This window comes from Cellvibrio sp. PSBB006 (assembly GCF_002162135.1).
Lineage (GTDB): Bacteria > Pseudomonadota > Gammaproteobacteria > Pseudomonadales > Cellvibrionaceae > Cellvibrio.
The window spans coordinates 1,916,360-1,934,188 of sequence record NZ_CP021382.1; the positions used below are offsets into that span (position 1 = coordinate 1,916,360).

A 17,829-nucleotide genomic window follows, 5' to 3' on the forward strand; every position below is an offset into this window, starting at 1 on the left:
ATGGAAATAAATTTAATTAATTTTTTAGGAAGAGCGAGGGGGATAACGCGCAGTCTTGAGACGGCATATAGTCAAGTTATACATTGTTATTGTTCCTGGTTAGCGGGATTATTCCCCATCCAACAATGGTATGAAATGATTACAGCGCCGATTAGATAGGGGCAGCAAATGAAAGTTCAAGGGCTGCTGAAAGGTTTTTTGTTTGGGGTCTGGCAGGTTGTGGATTTTGAAAGTCCTGGGACGGATTACGGCGCTTTGCGCCTAATGCGACCTACTTGATAGTAGAAAATATTGTAGAAAAAATTTCCTGAAATATATTGAAAATTTTTTTACCCGCCCTAGATAAATACATGCTTCGGGTCTCTGTGAGAACGAGGCATCGACATTAACTGTATTTTTTTATCGCTTCTTATGGAGGATATGGTTATGAATACAATTGATCTCACTCCCCTCTATCGCAGCAGCATCGGTTTCGACCGTCTGGGTGCGCTGCTGGATACTGCGCTTCGCGCTGAACAAGCTTCTGCCGGGTATCCGCCGTATAACATCGAAGTGGTTGGCGACAACCGCTACGGTATTACACTGGCTGTCGCCGGGTTTGACCGGGACGAACTGGATATTCAGGTGGAAAAAGGCGTACTGACCGTTCGCGGTAAAAAAGCCGAAGGCGGAAAGGAAGAGCGCAAATATCTGCACCAAGGTATCGCGACTCGCGCGTTCGAGCGCAAATTTAATTTGGCCGATCACGTTGAAGTAACCGGTGCCGAATTAACCAATGGCTTGTTAACTGTCAGCCTGGTGAAAGAGATTCCGGAGGCGATGAAGCCCAGAAGCATCGCCATCAACCAATCCGGCAATGTACTTGAACACAAGGCGGAGAAAGACAAGGCCGCGTAAACCTGATCGGGCGACGGCTCAGGCCGCCGCCCTCTTCATAACACCTCAGAATTAACAATAGCCATTCCGTTCCTGCTGCGGATGGGTAGCCTGTCTTTTCTTCTTTGTCACCTCCGCTGCAGGCTAGTCGCCCGGCCCTCATAGCGGTTATAGTGGCCTGTCCCTCAACATACTCACTACAAGGATTTTTTATGGACAATCCCTATCAGGCCCCTGCCGCTGAATTGGTAGAAAACCCGAACGAGCTGGTTTATATCGGTTTCTGGATGCGTGTCTTAGCTACGATAATTGACAGCATCATTACCATCCTCATTACCTTTCCGATTTTGTATCTGATTTATGGCGCAGGCTATTTCGAATCCGAAGAAATGATTCAAGGCCCTCTTGATTTTTTCTTCAGCTATGCCTTCCCGTTGATATGGACTATCAGCTTCTGGACCTACCGGCAGGCAACGCCGGGCAAGATGATCATCGACGCCAAAATTGTGGATGCCAAGACCGGCGGCAAACCCACTTCAGGTCAATTCGTTGGTCGCTACTTTGCCTACTTTCTCTCGGCGTTGCCTTTGGGCTTAGGTTATTTATGGGCCGCCTGGGACCCCAAAAAACAAACCTGGCATGACAAACTCGCAGGCACTCTGGTTGTACATAGCTGATCGGGCGGGAGCCTCTGCTCCCGCACCACGATTATCGAGTCACCGACAAAGCTGCTAGAATTGCCGCCTATTTTTCAGCGGCCGCCGCACGGGTGAGCCGGTAATACAGGATTCTGTTTGTAATGACCAACCTCTCCCCCACCTTGCAACTTGCCACTGATCTTATTCGCTGTCGTTCCGTCACACCGGCGGACGATGGCTGTCAGCAGATGATGACCAAACGTCTTGAAGCCATCGGCTTTAAGGTTGAGCACTTACGCTTTGATGACGTGGATAATTTCTGGGCTGTGCGCGGTGAATCAGGCCCCATTCTCGCTTTTGCCGGACACACCGATGTTGTGCCTACCGGCCCCGAACAACAGTGGACAAATCCACCCTTCGAGCCGCGCATCATTGATGGCATGTTACACGGGCGCGGCGCCGCCGATATGAAAGGCTCACTCGCCTCCATGGTGCTTGCCTGTGAAAGTTTTGTCGCAAAACATCCCGATCATTCCGGGCGCATCGCCTTTTTGATCACCAGCGACGAGGAAGGCCCATCCATCAATGGCACGGTCAAGGTTGTCGAGTGGCTAGAAGCGAATAACACCAGGATCACCTGGTGTATCGTCGGTGAACCATCCTCCACCAAGCTGGTGGGCGATGTGATTAAAAATGGTCGTCGCGGCTCGCTCGGCGGCATCCTGACAGTAAAAGGTATTCAAGGCCATGTGGCCTACCCTCACCTCGCAGATAATCCGATCCATAAACTGGCACCGGCTCTCACCGAACTGGCCGCTGAACACTGGGATGATGGTAACGAATTTTTTCCGGCTACCAGTTTTCAAGTATCGAATATTAACGGCGGCACCGGCGCAACCAACGTTATTCCCGGCACTGTTGAGGTGGTATTTAATTTTCGTTTTTCCACCGAATTGACCGATGCAATCCTGCGCGAACGCACGGAAGCTATCCTCAACAAACATGGCTTGAATTACGACATCACCTGGACGCTCAGCGGCCAACCTTTTCTTACACCGCGCGGTGATTTGGTGAATGCGGTCGTAGCTGCTATTAAAAGCGAAACCGGACGTGACGCTGAACTCTCCACTTCCGGCGGCACCTCAGATGGACGATTCATCGCCCCCACCGGTGCGCAGGTTGTCGAGCTCGGCCCCATCAACGCCACGATTCACAAAGTGAATGAATGTATCAGTGCGGCGGATCTGGAAACCTTGACCGGGATTTATGAAAAGGCTCTGGAGAATTTGCTCGCCTAACCCACGGAAAGTATTCCTTTTTTGACAAGCCGGGACCGCGGGTTCGAGCAAAAAAACCTTAGCAAAACCCGTACACATACAAACACTATCCCGTAGCAGAACGACACTGACTGCTACGGCTACTACGCTCTGCAATAGATAATCCGCCGTCGATGCAGCTTCCCAAGCCGCATTGGAATTATCAATTAACAATAACGAATTGCGGAGTCTTTACTATGCCTGTCTACAAAACTTCTCTCATTGGAATCTCAAATTTACTGCGCGTTTTTCTGTTGTTTCTTTCACTCTGCGTGCTGCCGCACGCCAACGCCCAAAACTGGCAACTGATCTGGAGTGACGAATTTAATTACTCCGGCTATCCCAATGGTAATTGGAGCCCGGAAATCTGGAACCCCGGTGTGGTGAATAATGAATTGCAACATTACACCGCCAACCTCGATAACGCTTACGTCTCCAATGGCACGTTAAAAATTAAAGCCGCCGCGGTGTATAACAACTCCACCGGGCAGAATGATTATTACTCAGCGCGGTTGAACTCTACCGCTTCCTGGACCTATGGGCGATTTGAAGCACGTATGAAGCTGCCCGGCGGCTGGGGTACCTGGCCGGCGTTCTGGCTGTATCCCGATGATGATTTTCGTTACGGCACCAATCCGATCACCAACTATGGTTGGCCCAACGCCGGGGAAATCGACATCATGGAAAATGTGGGCTATGACCAGAATGTGATCCACGCGTCTACCCACAGCGCGTGCTGCTTTTGGGCAGTGGGCACCCAGCGCACCGGCACAATTAATGTGGCAGACCCTACGGCAAATTGGCACGTGTATGCCGCGGAATGGTATCCGGATCACATCGCCTTTTTTGTGGATGGCGTGAATTATTTTACGGTGTGGAACGACGGCACCGGCTGGGAGTCATGGCCGTTTAATCACAACTTCCACATTATCTTGAATCTCGCCGTTGGCGGCAGCTGGGGCGGCGCGCAGGGCGTTGATCCCAATATCTGGCCGCGCATCATGGAAGTGGACTACGTGCGGGTCTATCAACAAAATAATGCGGCACCAATCCAGATTGAAGCGGAAAATTTCGCGCAGATGTCCGGCGTGCAAACGGAAAGTTGCTCCGAAGGCGGGCAAAATGTTGGCTGGATTGAGGCAGGCGACTGGATGGTGTGGAACGTGAATATTCCGTCATCCGGCAGTTACAACGTTCAATACCGCGTTGCCAGCCAGAACGGCGGTGGCTCCATCCAATTTGAGCGTGCCGGCGGCGGCCTGACTTACGGCATTATCGGCGTTCCCAGCACAGGTGGCTGGCAAAACTGGACGACGATTTCCCACAACGTGAATTTAACGGCGGGCCAACAGCAAGTTGCTATCTACGCACCGGCCGGTGGTTACAATTTGAATTGGATTCGTGTTACGCGGAATTAATTAGTGTGCAACGCGGTAGAAGGGTGTGACGAATAGCAGTCCTTCTACCGTTGTTTCACCACATCCCTATACCATTATCTCCACCAGACTACAGGTCACGGTATAACCCAATGCGCGTTTGATAGTAGGAAAGATCGCAACAGTGGCAATACATACCCCCAACTCAATTAACTGCGCTTTATTGAGAGCATGATTGATGCGTTCACGCAATACCGGATCGATCGTCTGATAGGACGCAACACTGGTAGAAAAGTCATAGATATCTTTCAGATGTTCCGGCAGATTACTGCCGCCATTCAAGCTTGCCGCAACCCATTTTCGATCAACGCCGGCCTCTAACGCCATACGCACATTGAGCTGCACGCAGTGCCCGCAATCAGCAACCTGCATGGATGCCAATTTGGCAATCCAGTAAGTGTCGATATCAAGGGTTTCCCGATGTTGAGATAAGGGTTGGAAATTCGCGAATTTTTCATACCCTGAAGGTGAGTGTTGTAAAAATTCATGCAGGTAACCTGCATCATAGTGATAATGTTCTTCAAATTTTTTTAACTGTTCAGAATGATTTTCCTGAGTCATAACCACCTCATTGGATAGATTGCCAGAGACCGGATCATCATCACCAAAAGACAGGTGTTGTCCGGGATGGAATGTATTATCGCTACGCTCTTGCACGCCGCCAGTTACTTACTATCGGGATTAACGATAGATTCAGGCAGCGCAACAGGTTCGCTGTAATATTTTCCATAGAGTCGACCGGCTTCCCGCGCAAACCATTTGGCCCCCACACCTTGCGGTGTTTTCGTTGACCAAAGCAAATCCACCCCTAGGCTCCAGGACGTCAGGGCATTATTGATATTTAATTCAATCAACTTCCCGGTTTTCAGAAAGGGACGCGCCGCTTCGTAAGGTGCATTGACCCAGCCCACGCCGCGGTGGGCCAGTTCCATCGCCTGCAATAGCGAATCACAGGTCCAGATTTGTGCTGATAACTGCCAGCGTTTATGACTGGTGGCCGAGGCTGTAATAATTTGTCGATACTTACCCAGATCATTCAATGAAACAATGTTGGCCTGCGAAAGCGGATGCTCACGACCAACAAGAATCAGCACTTTCTGTTGCCCGAGATTCGTAAAGTCAATTTCTTCGGGATAGGCATCGCGACTGGTAACGAATGCGAAATCGGCTTCGCCATTGGCAACCATTGCAATGATTTCATTGTCAACGGCGGTATTGGAAACCACCTGGGTAAAGGGAAAGCGTTCAGCGAATGCGGCCAGTATATCGTTCAAACGATCCGGCATAACCAATTCTTCAAACGCAAGACGCAGCTGGCTTTCTTCACCCGCTTGATACGATGCCGCCGCCTGTTGAAAGCGTTTCATCTGGGCAATCACCTGGCGTGCGAGCGGCAGCAATAACCCGGCAGCTTCGGTCGCGACCGGATATTTGCCTGTGCGATCAAACAAGCTCAGATTCAAATCCAGCTCCAGATTCTGGATCTGTGTACTCACCACACTTTGCACTTTACCGAGTTCGCGCGCGGCAGCAGAAAACGAACCCTTTTCACATGCGGTAATAAATGCGCGCAATTGTTCAACACTGATTTGATCCACTGTTTCTTTCATCTATCGCGATCCCAGATAGTAACTCATTCTGCTTTGTTGAATGATCGACATAGTATCCACCCTCCAACTTATGATTACTTTGCAGTGGAGAGGAATATGCTGTCGTCACGTCGAATGCTGCCGATTATACTGACAATATTTACCGGTTTTATTGGCTTCAGTTTACCTTTTCCCGTATTCAGTCATTTATTTCTTGCGGTCGATTCGACTTTTCTACCGCCAGGTATTCCCCTTGATGAGCGTAAAATCCTGCTGGGATTCGCGCTTGCACTTTATCCATTTGGCCAAATACTCAGCGCTCCCGGATGGGGTCGTTATTCTGATCGCCGCGGGCGCAAGCCCGCCTTGACCGTATCGCTAATGGTTGCCAGTGTCGGCATGGCGTTGGTTGCGTTCGGCGTATTCGCCAATCTTTTATGGGCCGTGTTGGTGGGAAGGCTTATCTCCGGCCTCGGCGAAGGCAACATGGCGATTGCACAAGCGATGGCCAGCGACGAAGGCAGCGATCATGAAGCCGGTAATTTTGCCGCACTCTCCATTGCCATGAATGCGGGCTGGATCATCGGTCCACTACTGGGCGGATTTTTGGGCGACCCGACCGCAACACCTGTCAGCAGCCCGGCCCTGCCTTTCATCCTTGCGGTTGCGATGTATCTGATCAATGTTCTGGTAGTCATCATTTTTGTTGAGGAACGTCCAACATCACCAGCCCATGCCAGCAAACACAACACTATTAAACTGCCACAGCTTTTCCGCCAACCGAATATGCTGGCGGTGTTAACGCTGACGCTACTGGCATTTTGGAGCGTTTATACCCTGTTCTCTTATTTGCCTCCCTACCTCGTTCAAGTATTTGCATCGACAACGGCTGATATTGGAATGTATTGCGCATTATTAAGTGTTCCCCTGATCATTGCCGGGCTACTGACAAGTGCGCTGAGTCGTTGGCTCGACACAAAAAAATTGACCGCACTTGCGCTCCTGCTGATGGCAAGCGGGTTGTTATTGCTGACCAACGCAGATTCCATCGCTGGATTGATTCTACCTGTGAGCATGGTGGCTTTTGGCATTGTGTTTATTGAGGTCACCAGCGCGCAGTTCGTGTCCCGATTGGCTACATCACAGGAAAAGGGCGAGTTGATGGGTATTTACCGCAGCGTCGTGGTGATTGCTGAAGTCATCGCTACCTTAGCCGCCGGGTATTTGGCGAGCTGGACTGTCACCCTGCCTTTTATCGTCGCGAGTATCACAGTGATTTTCGCCCTGTTTTTCCTGCTCCAATTACCGCGTGAGGAGCAAAACCTGGCAAGCGAAGCGGAAGAGTCCAGCGTGTGATTTTTGCATCATGGGCGCTATCAACTTACAATCACGCCCCACAAATTCAAATCAAATAACAGGAGGAAAATTTTATGTTTCTGCCCGATGACATGTACCCTTCGCGCACAGGTGCGGATGAACAAGTCATTCCAAGAAAAGATCCCGCAATCTATAACAACCCATCCCTTTCTGAAAACCCACTCGCGCAGAGCTCGCTGGATTTCTATGCCGACAACGGCTTCCTGGTATTGCCGGATTATCTGCCGGAACAGGTTTCCCCGCTGCTCGCGGAAATTGAAGCGTTGAAAAAAACCATGGCAGGTGAAGAGGCGCTGGTAACCGAACCAGGCAGCCGTGAAGTGCGCACCATCTTCAAACCTTTTCAATACAGCGATGTGATTCGCAATTTTTTTCGCGACCCGAAAATTCTTAATGTGGCCCGTCAGTTGTTAGGTTCCGATGTGTATATGATGCAGTCGCGCGTCAATATCAAACCAGCTTATACCGGGCGTTCTTTTGCGTGGCATTCAGATTTTGAAACCTGGCACGTAGAGGACGGCATGCCGCGCATGCGTGCGGTGACTGCCTGGATTATGTTAACCGAGAATCATGAGCACAATGGCCCGCTTTATGTTATTCCCGGCTCGCATAAATTGTATGTGTCATGCGCCGGTCAAACCGAAGCGGAAAATTATAAAACGTCATTGAAAACGCAGAAGCTCGGTGTGCCGCAACCCGACACCATGAATGAGATTCTCGCAACGCGCGACATCAAAGCCATTACAGGTAAACCGGGCACAGTGGTATTTCATGAGTGCAATATTCTGCACGGTTCGCCGGATAACATTTCCAATGATCCGCGCACGATTTTGATGTGTGTGTACAACAGTGTGCTGAATAAACCGGTGGCACCCTTCGGCGGGCTTGAACCTCGGCCGGATTTTTTAAGCAACCGGGATCAACGGACGATCACGCCCCTGATGGTGTAGTCCGGCGTTACTCGCCCACACTTTTCACCTGCCATTCCTGCGGTAGCGCGTTCATCAGAAATTCGGTGAACGCGCGCACCTTGGGTGTCAGCTCGTGGCGATCGCGCAACACGATGAACAGCTCAAGGGGCTCTGGAATCGCGCGAGCTATACCGGCGGCGTGGCAGGATTCAAATAACACTTCCAACTCGCCACGTTCAATGTAACGGCGCGCAATAAAATCTCCCAGGCGGGCGATGCCGGCGCCGTTTGCCGCCAACCGCGCAAGCACATCAATGTCATCACTGACGGTCGCCACGCGTATCTTCGCATCAAAGGCAATACCATTGCGCGCAAAGCGCCAGTGGTAAATTTTTCCGGTGGTGGGCATCCGAAACATAAGACCCGCGTGTTCAGCCAAATCATCGGGATTTTTGGGTCGCCCCATCCGCGCCAGGTACGCTGGTGACGCGCAATACAGAAAAGGAATGTTGGCAATACGGCGCGCGACCATCCCGTCCTCCAATTGTTGCTTGAAACGGATGCTGACATCGACGGCGTCGCGAACATGGTCGACGTTGCGATCCGTGGTGAGAATCTCTACCGATACTCGCGGGTATTTGGCGTTGAATTCAGGTAACAGGGCTGCCAGCACATGGCGACCAAAGGCCGCTGTCGAGGCGATCCGCAGACGGCCCTGGGGTTCACCGGACAACTCACTCACGGCGCTGTTCGCCAGCTCCAGTTCATGGATGATATGGCGCACCTTGCTGTAGTACAGCTCGCCAGCTTCCGTTAAACGCAAGCTCCGTGTGGTGCGAGTGAGCAAGCGCGCGCCCAGTTGATTTTCCAGCCGGATAATGTTTTGACTCGCCGCTGCCGCGCTGATACCCAGCAGCCGCGCGCCAGCGGCAATACTGCCCGCGTCCACTGTCTTGACGAAGCTGTCAATTCCACGCAAGTTTTCCATAGCAATTCCAATGAATAGATAAATGATTCGTAAGTTTAGCTTAATACTGCTTGCAGCCAAACGGCTCTACCGGCTGCGCCGTGCACGGGGTAGATTAGGCCGCACATCTGCTCAAAGGAGTTATTCATGACCCAGCAATCCTTAACCGCCAGCCGCAAGCTCCATCCGCGTTTTACGCCCGTCGTGTTCGCGTTCTATATGTCCGGCATCATGGCTTTTCTGATCTGTATGGTGGTGACCGCTGCAAACCGGGGCTTCAGCGACCAGTATTTCTTGCAGGTGCTCAACGCCTATAAGCTTGCCATGCCGGTTGCCTTTGTGTGCGTGATGATTGTGCGTCCGCTGGTGGTGAAGCTGGTGAGCTGGACGGTACAGCAGGGATAACGATCCGGCGCAGGTTAATTCCGTGTATAAGCGGGTTGACCTTCTGGCGTAGCCACAGGTACCTTTCGCGATCATTCATCCGCTCAAGCAGGTTCCCGTGCAGCGTTATTGGCAGTTTGTTGCTTCATCCTGGCCCTTGCTGGCCTTTGGTTTCGTCAGCATTTTCTGGGGCAATCTGGGGCAGTCATTCTTTATCAGCTGGTACGGCGCAAGTATCCAGGATTCCCTGTCCCTTTCCGCCGGTGCCTATGGCACTGTCTATTCGTCGGCAACCTTGCTCAGCAGCCTGGTGATCATGGCCTTTGGTGGCATGATTGATCGCTGGCCCCTGCGCCGCTTCGCCACCCTCGCCGCCATAGGTTTGACTGCCGCCTGTGTGGCCTTGAGTGCGGCGAATACACTGCCCATGCTGTTCCTGGGGTTTTTCCTGGTGCGCCTGTGCGGGCAAGGGCTCTTCCCGCACACAGCGCAGACCACCATGGCGCGCTATTTTGACAATCATCGTGGTAAGGCGTTGAGCATCTCTGCCAGCGGCGTACCGATCGGCGAGATCGTGTTGCCGTTGCTGGCCGTCGCACTGATCAGTGCCATCGGCTGGCGCGAGAGCTGGTGGGTGATGGCACTTACCATTCCACTCATTTATTTACCCACGATGTATTGGCTGCTGCGCCGTGCGCCGATCAACGAGTGCGAGGCCCCACTAAGCTCCGCCAATCCCCATCATCACACCAGCCGTGGACGGCGGGAAATGTTGCGCGACTACCGCTTCTGGTTGGCCTTGCCAACGGTGGTATCTGGCCCTTTTATCCTCACCGGCGTCTTTATTCATCAAGGTTTCATCATTGCGCAGAAACAATGGGACCCGCTGTGGCTGGCCAGCTGTTTTGTGGTGTATGGGATTGTGCACTGGGTCAGCTCCATGGCCGCTGGCGTGTTGGTAGACCGGTTTACCGCGCGCCGCCTGCTGCCGATCATTGTGCTGCCTCTCGCGGGCGCCATGTTCAGCCTGGCATGGTTGAACGGCTCCTGGGTTGCACTCTTGTTTATGACCTTGCTCGGCATCAACATCGGCATCAGCAGCCCCATCACTGGTGCACTCTGGGCTGAGGTTTATGGCACCGGCAAACTGGGTTCCATCCGCTCACTGATGACATCCCTGGGCATGATCGCTACCTCAGCCTCACCGATCCTGTTCGGCCTGTTGATCGATAAAGGTATCCATGCACAAGCCTTGTTCGGCACCGCCGGCTTCGGCATTGTGTTGGCCGGCATACTGGTGTGGTTTTCCTACCCGCGTTTAAGCGATGAGAGATTGCATGAACAACGTTAAACATTTTTTTCTCTGGCCTCTGCTGTTGCTCGGCCATTTGTTGGCAGTCAGTCTGCTGGCCTGGCATCTGCTGGCGCAGGTCAATTTTGTTTATCCGGTAGGTTATGACCTGTTAGATGTTGAACAACATATCCGCCACTTCGGGCCGCTGAATCGCTATAAAAAAGATTTTGAGCAAACCACACCAGCTGAGCACCTGGATCTGTTTGCGCAGATTACCCAGGCCGTGCAAAACCACGGCGAAGGACTGGCCGACATTACTTACCGCCTGCCCAATGGCACCGCCACACCGCTGATGCGCGAAGCCGAAGTCATTCACTTGCAAGATGTGGCAAACCTGGTCGACGTGTTTTATTGGGCCGGCTTGATCGGCGGGTTAGTGTGGCTCTGCCTGCTCGCTTATGCATACCAACAACGGATTCCCTTTCCGGCACTCAAGAAAATCCTGCTGGGCTTTCTCTCGGGACTGGTGTTAATCACGCTGACCATTCTGCTTATCGGCCCTAAAGCCGTATTTTATTGGCTGCATGAACAAATCTTTCCCGATGAACATGAATGGTTTTTCTTTTATCAGGATTCGTTGATGACTACGCTGATGAAAGCGCCGGACTTGTTTGGCTTTATTGCAGTGATTTTGGTGGTGGTGATTATTCTGTTGTGGGGTTTGTCGGTGTGGGGAATGACGAGATTACTGAAGCCTGCGGCAACGGGCGAATCGTCCATCGTGACTCGCCCACCGCATAAAAAAGCAAAGAAGAAATGATTACTGCGCAGAAACCTTGAAATCAAGCGCGGGATTTTTTTACCACATCATAAGCCTTCTGAATTTCCTGGGAACGCTCTGTGGCAGCTTTAATCATATCTTCCGGCATACCCTGTCCGATTAACTTATCCGGGTGATACTGGCTCATCAATTTACGGTAGGCTTTTTTTACTTCCGCATCGCCGGCACTGGGGCTAACGCCAAGCGCTTCATAGGCCAGCGCGACTTCATCCGCGCGCGGTGCTTGTCGCGCGCCGGAAAACTGATCATTGCCACCAAAGGTATTCTGCGCGCGAATCATGCGCAGCAGCTGTTCAAAGATAAACGAGGAGAAGCCGAGCTTCTCGGCAACCTGGCGCAGTATCTGTTCTTCTTTCTCGTGCAGCTCACCGTCGGCCATGGCCAGGTTAATCAGGTATACCAGCAGCATCTGGATCAGGTTAGGGCTGCGGCTGCTGTGGAATTTAAAATCGCGCAGTACATTGTCCATATTAAAGATCGGTTCGGCACCGACTTTGAATAACCGAATAGCTTCGCGTTTGTGGTCCGCGCTTAGGCCCATTTTTTCCATCAGGGATTCAGTCAGTTTTATCTCTGTCTCCGTGATATGCCCGTCCGCTTTGGCGATGTGCCCCAACAGCATAAACAGCGTGTTAAAGAAGCTGGTTTGGATGGCCTGCAACTCTTCCGGCGAGACATTCAGCGTGCGTTTCAATGCACGATCAAACATGTGGCCGATCACCACGCCGATAATGGCCAACAGGGGTCCGCCTGCGGCAAAACCCAGAAGGCCGCCGATAATTTTTCCGATCATAGTTAAACCTTGGTGTTATTCATATAATAAAAAATGCGTTTTCCAATATGTGTCAGGAGCTACAGGACAACATCGAACAACCCGCCTTATGACGCGCCCATTCCGGACGCCTGGCAAAATAATGCTGGTTGTGCGGCTGCTCATCGTAAGGTTTACGCAGCAATGCCAATAAATTTTCCACTTCCGCAAAGTCGCCCTCACTGGCTTTATCTATCGCTTGCTGCGCCAGATAATTGCGCAGCACGTATTTGGGGTTAGTGGCATTCATACGGATGCGACGCTGTTCGGTTGTGGTGCCGTGCAGAATATAATCCTGTAATAAACGCTGGCGATATTGCTGCAACCAATCGAGCAAGGACTGTAATTTTTCCGGTGCCGGCTTCTGATAAAAAGCTTCATTTAGCGGCGCTAGTACACTGTCCGTTGATCCTTCAAAAGTATCCCGTTCAAGTTGCAGATCGATATCGGCCAGGCGGCGATAAAAGATTGTCATATCCGTTTCCGTCAATTGCAACACGCGCTGTAATTCATCAACCAGTGTATTGTCCTGCTCGGTAAATTCGCTCAAGCCTAACTTATTAGCCATATCGTTTTGCCAGGCATTCTGGTATTGATTGCGATAAATATCCAGGGCCGCCTGCAAAGGCTCAACATCATTGATCAAGGGATAGATCGCGTTGGCCAATTGCGCCAGATTCCATAAGGCCACCTTCGGCTGGTTGCCAAACCGATAACGCCCCCTTTGCGCATCGGTTGTGTTGGGAGTCCAGTCAGGATCAAAGCCTTCCAGCCAACCATAAGGACCGTAATCAATGGTCAAACCGAGAATCGACATGTTGTCGGTGTTCATCACGCCGTGTACAAAGCCCACCCGCATCCAATGCGCAATCATCTGCGCCGTCGTGCGGCATACTTCTTCAAACCAGGCGATATAAGTTTTTGGCCCCGGCTCACCAAGGTGGGGGAAATCAGCGCGCAGAGTAAAGCCCACCAACTGTTGTAAGACATCAAGCTCATTGCGCGCTGAAAAAATTTCAAAATTGCCGAAGCGGGTAAAACTCGGCGCAACCCGACACACCACCGCACCCGGTTCCCATTGTGGATTACCGCTGTAAAACATATCGCGCTGTACTTGTTCACCGGTCAAAATCAAACTTAACGCGCGGGTAGTGGGAACTCCCAGATGAAACATGGCTTCGCTACATAAAAATTCCCGCAGCGACGAACGCAGCACCGCCAGACCGTCCGCTGTACGTGAATAAGGTGTCGGCCCCGCGCCTTTGAGTTGCAAGGTCCAATGCTCCCCGCGCTGATTGAGCACCTCACCCAGGTTAATCGCGCGACCGTCACCCAGTTGCCCGGCCCAGTGGCCGAATTGATGGCCGCCGTAGCAACAGGCATGAGGCTCCATACCAGGTAACAAGCGATTACCGGCAAATATCTGTGTGAAATTTTCTGTGCGACATTCTTCTGGCGGCAGGTCTAGCAATGCCGCTACTTCCTGCGCATAAGCCACCAATTGTGGTTGTCGCACATGTTGAGGATTTACGCGGGAATAACAGGCTCCCAACACCTGTCGGCGGGAGTTTTCACTGACCGGGTCCGCAGGCAACTCGCGCACCAGGCGGTTATCAAAACGCAGCTGTTCCAGCGTCAACGGAGCTGAGGAGGACGGCGGATGTGGCGACATAAGCGAGCTTCTGTAAAGAAATGAAAATGAGTACGCAACACCTGGCGCATCTTTCCGGCAAGCCACAGATGTCGCAGCAATCACATAGGGTAAAACCCAATGTGGGGCTCAATCCGCATGATGCAAGCAAGCGACGCAAATAAAATCTTGCTGCTGTTCGTTTGGACGCGACTATTTTACAATCAGTTTCACGTTTACAATCAGGCTCACGTTCAATCCCGCCCGGCTCATGGCTGCTTTCAGGATTCACGACTTATATGTCTACCGTTCTGCCCGAAAATTCCATTGCTCGCTGGTTGTTGGTCTTTGTCCTGATCGCCGCCATTTACTTCTTCAGCGGCTTTGTCGTACCGGTGCTCGCCGCACTGATTATCGGTTTCGCCAGTTGGCCGTTGTATGAGCGTCTGTTAATCCGATGTCATCGCAATAATGTGGTGGCAGCAACCATTGCCCTGCTGGTCATCATTACCGTACTGGTGATTCCGATTGCCCTCGCTTTTTCCTATGCCATCGAAGAGATCAAGATCTGGGTGGAGTGGCTGGTGATCGCCAACCGCGAAGGCGCAGCCGCACCCGCGTGGATCGGTGCCCTGCCCGGTGTGGGCGAATGGCTGACCAATTACTGGAATGAAAATCTGGCCAACCCCCACGACCTGGGAGAACTGGTACAACTCTTCAGCGGTGAACATATCGGCAACATCTACCGCTGGTTGCTCGCACTGAGCGGTAAAGCTTTCGGTTTGATTCTGACGTTATTGTTCATGCTGATTACGCTATTTTTTATCTACAAGGACGGTCTGCGATTAATTGCGCAAGTCGACAAAGTAGGCGACCGCATTTTACCGATTCACTGGCAACGTTTTTCACGAGTCGTGCCCGCGACCGTCAGCTCAACCGTTACCGGTATGGGTTTGATTGCCTTAGGTGAAGGCGTTGTACTCGGGGTCGCCTACGCCATTGCCGGCGTCCCTTCGCCGGTGGCGCTCGGTGTACTCACCGGCTTTCTCGCGTTGGTACCTGGCGGTGCACCACTGGCTTTTACGATGGTTTCACTTTATCTGGTGGGTTCCGGTGATACGGTTGCCGGTATCGGCTTATTTATCTGGGGTTCGGTAGAATTATTTATCGTCGACAAAACCTTACGCCCGCGCCTGGTCGGCGGCCCGATTAAACTCCCTTTTTTACCGACGTTTTTTGGTTTGATCGGCGGCGTAAAGACCATGGGGTTTGTCGGCCTCTTCGTCGGCCCGGTACTAATGGCCATCCTGATTGCCATCTGGAAAGAATGGCTACATCACATCGACAACAGCCAACGTTCAGAAGAAGACTTATAGTTATTTTTCCTGGACAGAGAGCAGAAGGGCGGAGTGTGATGCGCGACACGCCGTAAACCCATCCCTGGGGGCTCGACACCGACTTCCTGTCGGTGACGGTCGCGCATCACACTCCGCCCTTCTGCCAGTGCCACGCGATAAAATTACGCTCTCGAATGACACTGACGGCATATGGATTATTCGATGCCCAGCAACTCAATTTTGTAGCCATCCGGATCTTCAACAAACGCCAGGATCGTCGTGCCGTGTTTCATCGGACCCGGCTCACGCACAATCTTGCCGCCCGCTGCACGAATTTTTTCGCAGGTTGCGTAGACATCATCACAACCTAAAGCGATGTGCCCATAGGCCGTGCCCAATTCATATTTTTCCACGCCGTAGTTGTAGGTCAGTTCGATAACCGAATGAGAAACTTCATCGCCGTAGCCCACAAAAGCCAGAGTGAACTCACCATCGGGATAGTCATGCTTGCGCAGAAGTTTCATGTCGAGGATGTCGGTGTAGAACGCGATGGATCGATCAAGATTTCCCACGCGCAACATAGTATGAAGTAAACGCATAAAATCACCTTTACGGATTATTAACCACGAGTTGTCGTTGTAAAAGAATAAATCAGAAGCGTTGCTGTGCGCTGACAAGCAACTGAAAATCGCTGATGCCGGACTTGTCGGCCAGTGGTGTCGCAAAGTTTACGTGAACCACGTTGCCTACACGAACTTTCGTGGAGCTGAAGCGCAAGCCAAAGCCGATGTTGGATAAGTGAGGATTGGGTCGCCCGTCTTTGTCACCCCAGGCTTTACCGGCGTCAAAGAACAGCACTCCACCCATACGAACAATGTTGAACAAGTGATAATCGGAAAAATAACGCCGCTCAAGGGTGAACAGATAACGCTGGTCACCGCGCTGAAAATCCGTGGGGTAACCACGCAACCCGGTTTCATCACCCGCCGTTAATTGTTCATGCTGTAAAAGATCCTGGCCAACATCGTAGCGAACTCTTGCGTACCAACGATTTTTATCATTGATAAAATAATTGTAAGCAACTTCACCCCCGATAACAGAACTGTCGTCGCGCCCGGAATCCAGATGGTGGCGACCGTCCATCTCGGCGCTCATCTCCAGGATATGGTGATTGCGCATATCCACGACATTGGTGATCTTGCCTTTGTAGCGAACCATTTCGTCCGCACTGTCCAGCGAGGTGCCGCCGTAACCAACACGGAATTCTGTATTTACACCTAACGCGATGTCTTCCGCCCGCTGAATTTGATTCACGTTTTTAAAAACACCGAACTGGTTATGTAACGATTGAAATCCGATCCAGGGGTATACCGCCTTGCGATCCTCCGGAATACCCAGAACCGTCTCATCAACTTCGTAAAAGGTGTCTTCTTCCTTGGTAAAACCAATCAGGATTCGTCGTGTGTAATCATCATCAACATGTGTGGCAACACCAAAGAATGCTTCCTGAAAAACCTGTTGGTGGCGGTACTCATTGATGACATCACCTCCGGAACGAATAATGCTGACTTCAGAAATATCATCCAGCTGAACGCCAGTTGCCCAGGGTGTGGTTAACGAATAAAAAGGTTTGGCCACGTATACGGAGCTGTTGTCACCATCACTGGTTTCCGCGAAGGAGAGCTTTACCGATACCGGTTTATTTAGAAAATGGGGATTGGAAAAACTGTAACGGATACTGTTGCGGTCTGCGGTTTGTTCGTAACCGATAACAACACTGTTACCGGACCCGAGAATATTGTCATCGCTGAGAGCAAAACCCGATTCACTATCATCCGCTTTCTGACTGAAAGAAACCTGCGGTTCCAGCGACCAGGAATCCTGGGTTACCACGAGAATATCGATCTCATCACCGCATACGGCATCCGGGACGATATAAGCCGTGGATAAATAATTTCGTGTGCGCAAAATACGCGCGCTTTCCTGAATCATTTTGCGATTAACAGGATCGCCTTCTTTAAAGAGTAGTTGCGATTGGACAACGTGAGGCTTGGTATTGAAGTGTAACTTGTTTAAAAAGCGGTAGAGGCTGTTGTTTTCATCCGGATTGGATTCATCGAATACATCAATATTGTTGAAGGTAATATTGCGAATGATTTTGCCTTCATACTGCGCAAAAACATTGGTATCGAGGCGCGTGTTTTTATCGCGGGCGACATCGCCTTCTTGCCAGCTGTGTTCGAAGCGAACGCATTCCTCATCCACCTCCTTTGCAGAAATAGAATCCGTTTGCGCCAGCGCCCCAGCACTGAACAGCAACATCGCGCTAACACCTAACCCATTACACAGGGTCTTGATCATTTTTTGTTCTCTGGAAAATTAACTCAGTACACAACCAAGCTTAAGACAACACAATTTCGAT

General features: G+C 51.4%; 17 protein-coding genes. 10 read left to right on the forward strand and 7 right to left on the reverse strand.

Annotation, left to right across the window (positions count from 1 at the left end; all coding sequences use genetic code 11):
- Positions 1-426 precede the first annotated feature (426 nt).
- The 4 genes from CBR65_RS07915 to CBR65_RS07930 all read left to right on the forward strand — a co-directional run bounded on the left by CBR65_RS07915 (position 427) and on the right by CBR65_RS07930 (position 4,248).
- On the forward strand, positions 427-897 hold the full coding sequence (locus tag CBR65_RS07915) for an Hsp20 family protein (RefSeq protein ID WP_087466356.1): 471 nt from the start codon (positions 427-429) through the stop codon (positions 895-897).
- A 191-nt stretch (positions 898-1,088) separates the two neighbouring features.
- Positions 1,089-1,553, forward strand: a complete 465-nt coding sequence (locus CBR65_RS07920) for an RDD family protein (protein ID WP_087466357.1) — start codon at positions 1,089-1,091, stop codon at positions 1,551-1,553.
- Between the two features lie 122 nt (positions 1,554-1,675).
- Positions 1,676-2,812, forward strand: a complete 1,137-nt coding sequence (dapE, locus tag CBR65_RS07925) for a succinyl-diaminopimelate desuccinylase (protein ID WP_087466358.1) — start codon at positions 1,676-1,678, stop codon at positions 2,810-2,812.
- A gap of 215 nt (positions 2,813-3,027) precedes the next feature.
- A complete protein-coding gene (locus tag CBR65_RS07930; RefSeq protein WP_198300906.1) occupies positions 3,028-4,248 on the forward strand; it encodes a carbohydrate-binding protein in 1,221 nt (406 codons plus the stop codon).
- 66 nt (positions 4,249-4,314) lie between these two features.
- On the opposite strand, the gene CBR65_RS07935 is transcribed toward CBR65_RS07930, so the two are convergent.
- Together CBR65_RS07935 and CBR65_RS07940 are read right to left on the reverse strand one after the other, a co-directional pair.
- Positions 4,315-4,827, reverse strand: a complete 513-nt coding sequence (locus tag CBR65_RS07935; RefSeq protein ID WP_157672012.1) for a carboxymuconolactone decarboxylase family protein — start codon at positions 4,825-4,827, stop codon at positions 4,315-4,317.
- A 104-nt stretch (positions 4,828-4,931) separates the two neighbouring features.
- The gene (locus CBR65_RS07940) at positions 4,932-5,876 is read right to left on the reverse strand and encodes a LysR family transcriptional regulator (RefSeq protein ID WP_087466361.1); all 945 of its coding nucleotides are present in this window, start codon (positions 5,874-5,876) and stop codon (positions 4,932-4,934) included.
- A gap of 96 nt (positions 5,877-5,972) precedes the next feature.
- Between CBR65_RS07940 and CBR65_RS07945 the strand changes: the two genes are divergently transcribed.
- The gene (locus tag CBR65_RS07945; RefSeq protein ID WP_087466362.1) at positions 5,973-7,211 is read left to right on the forward strand and encodes an MFS transporter; all 1,239 of its coding nucleotides are present in this window, start codon (positions 5,973-5,975) and stop codon (positions 7,209-7,211) included.
- Between the two features lie 74 nt (positions 7,212-7,285).
- Complete coding sequence (locus tag CBR65_RS07950; protein WP_087466363.1) at positions 7,286-8,182, forward strand: phytanoyl-CoA dioxygenase family protein; 897 nt, start codon at positions 7,286-7,288, stop codon at positions 8,180-8,182.
- A gap of 7 nt (positions 8,183-8,189) precedes the next feature.
- Here the strand turns inward: CBR65_RS07950 and CBR65_RS07955 are convergent, their stop codons facing one another.
- Positions 8,190-9,131: a LysR family transcriptional regulator gene (locus CBR65_RS07955; protein ID WP_087466364.1), complete on the reverse strand. Its 942-nt coding sequence runs from the start codon at positions 9,129-9,131 to the stop codon at positions 8,190-8,192.
- A gap of 126 nt (positions 9,132-9,257) precedes the next feature.
- Between CBR65_RS07955 and CBR65_RS07960 the strand changes: the two genes are divergently transcribed.
- From CBR65_RS07960 to CBR65_RS07970, 3 genes are all read left to right on the forward strand, one after another.
- Entirely contained in the window at positions 9,258-9,515 is a 258-nt protein-coding gene (locus CBR65_RS07960) for a DUF2798 domain-containing protein (protein ID WP_087466365.1), read from the forward strand.
- A 97-nt stretch (positions 9,516-9,612) separates the two neighbouring features.
- Positions 9,613-10,845: a nitrate/nitrite transporter gene (locus CBR65_RS07965; RefSeq protein WP_087466366.1), complete on the forward strand. Its 1,233-nt coding sequence runs from the start codon at positions 9,613-9,615 to the stop codon at positions 10,843-10,845.
- Entirely contained in the window at positions 10,832-11,608 is a 777-nt protein-coding gene (locus CBR65_RS07970) for a DUF1461 domain-containing protein (protein WP_087466367.1), read from the forward strand. The genes CBR65_RS07965 and CBR65_RS07970 overlap by 14 nt, the downstream gene beginning before the upstream one ends.
- 22 nt (positions 11,609-11,630) lie before the next feature.
- Here CBR65_RS07970 and djlA read toward each other — a convergent pair whose 3' ends face one another.
- Positions 11,631-12,422: a co-chaperone DjlA gene (gene djlA / locus CBR65_RS07975; RefSeq protein WP_087466368.1), complete on the reverse strand. Its 792-nt coding sequence runs from the start codon at positions 12,420-12,422 to the stop codon at positions 11,631-11,633.
- A 52-nt stretch (positions 12,423-12,474) separates the two neighbouring features.
- On the reverse strand, positions 12,475-14,112 hold the full coding sequence (locus tag CBR65_RS07980) for a YdiU family protein (RefSeq protein ID WP_087466369.1): 1,638 nt from the start codon (positions 14,110-14,112) through the stop codon (positions 12,475-12,477).
- A gap of 257 nt (positions 14,113-14,369) precedes the next feature.
- Here CBR65_RS07980 and CBR65_RS07985 point away from each other — a divergent pair, with 257 nt between their 5' ends.
- On the forward strand, positions 14,370-15,446 hold the full coding sequence (locus CBR65_RS07985; protein WP_087466370.1) for an AI-2E family transporter: 1,077 nt from the start codon (positions 14,370-14,372) through the stop codon (positions 15,444-15,446).
- A gap of 176 nt (positions 15,447-15,622) precedes the next feature.
- Here CBR65_RS07985 and gloA read toward each other — a convergent pair whose 3' ends face one another.
- A complete protein-coding gene (gloA, locus tag CBR65_RS07990; protein ID WP_087466371.1) occupies positions 15,623-16,006 on the reverse strand; it encodes a lactoylglutathione lyase in 384 nt (127 codons plus the stop codon).
- Between the two features lie 52 nt (positions 16,007-16,058).
- On the reverse strand, positions 16,059-17,768 hold the full coding sequence (locus CBR65_RS07995; RefSeq protein ID WP_157672013.1) for a hypothetical protein: 1,710 nt from the start codon (positions 17,766-17,768) through the stop codon (positions 16,059-16,061).
- Positions 17,769-17,829 lie beyond the last annotated feature (61 nt).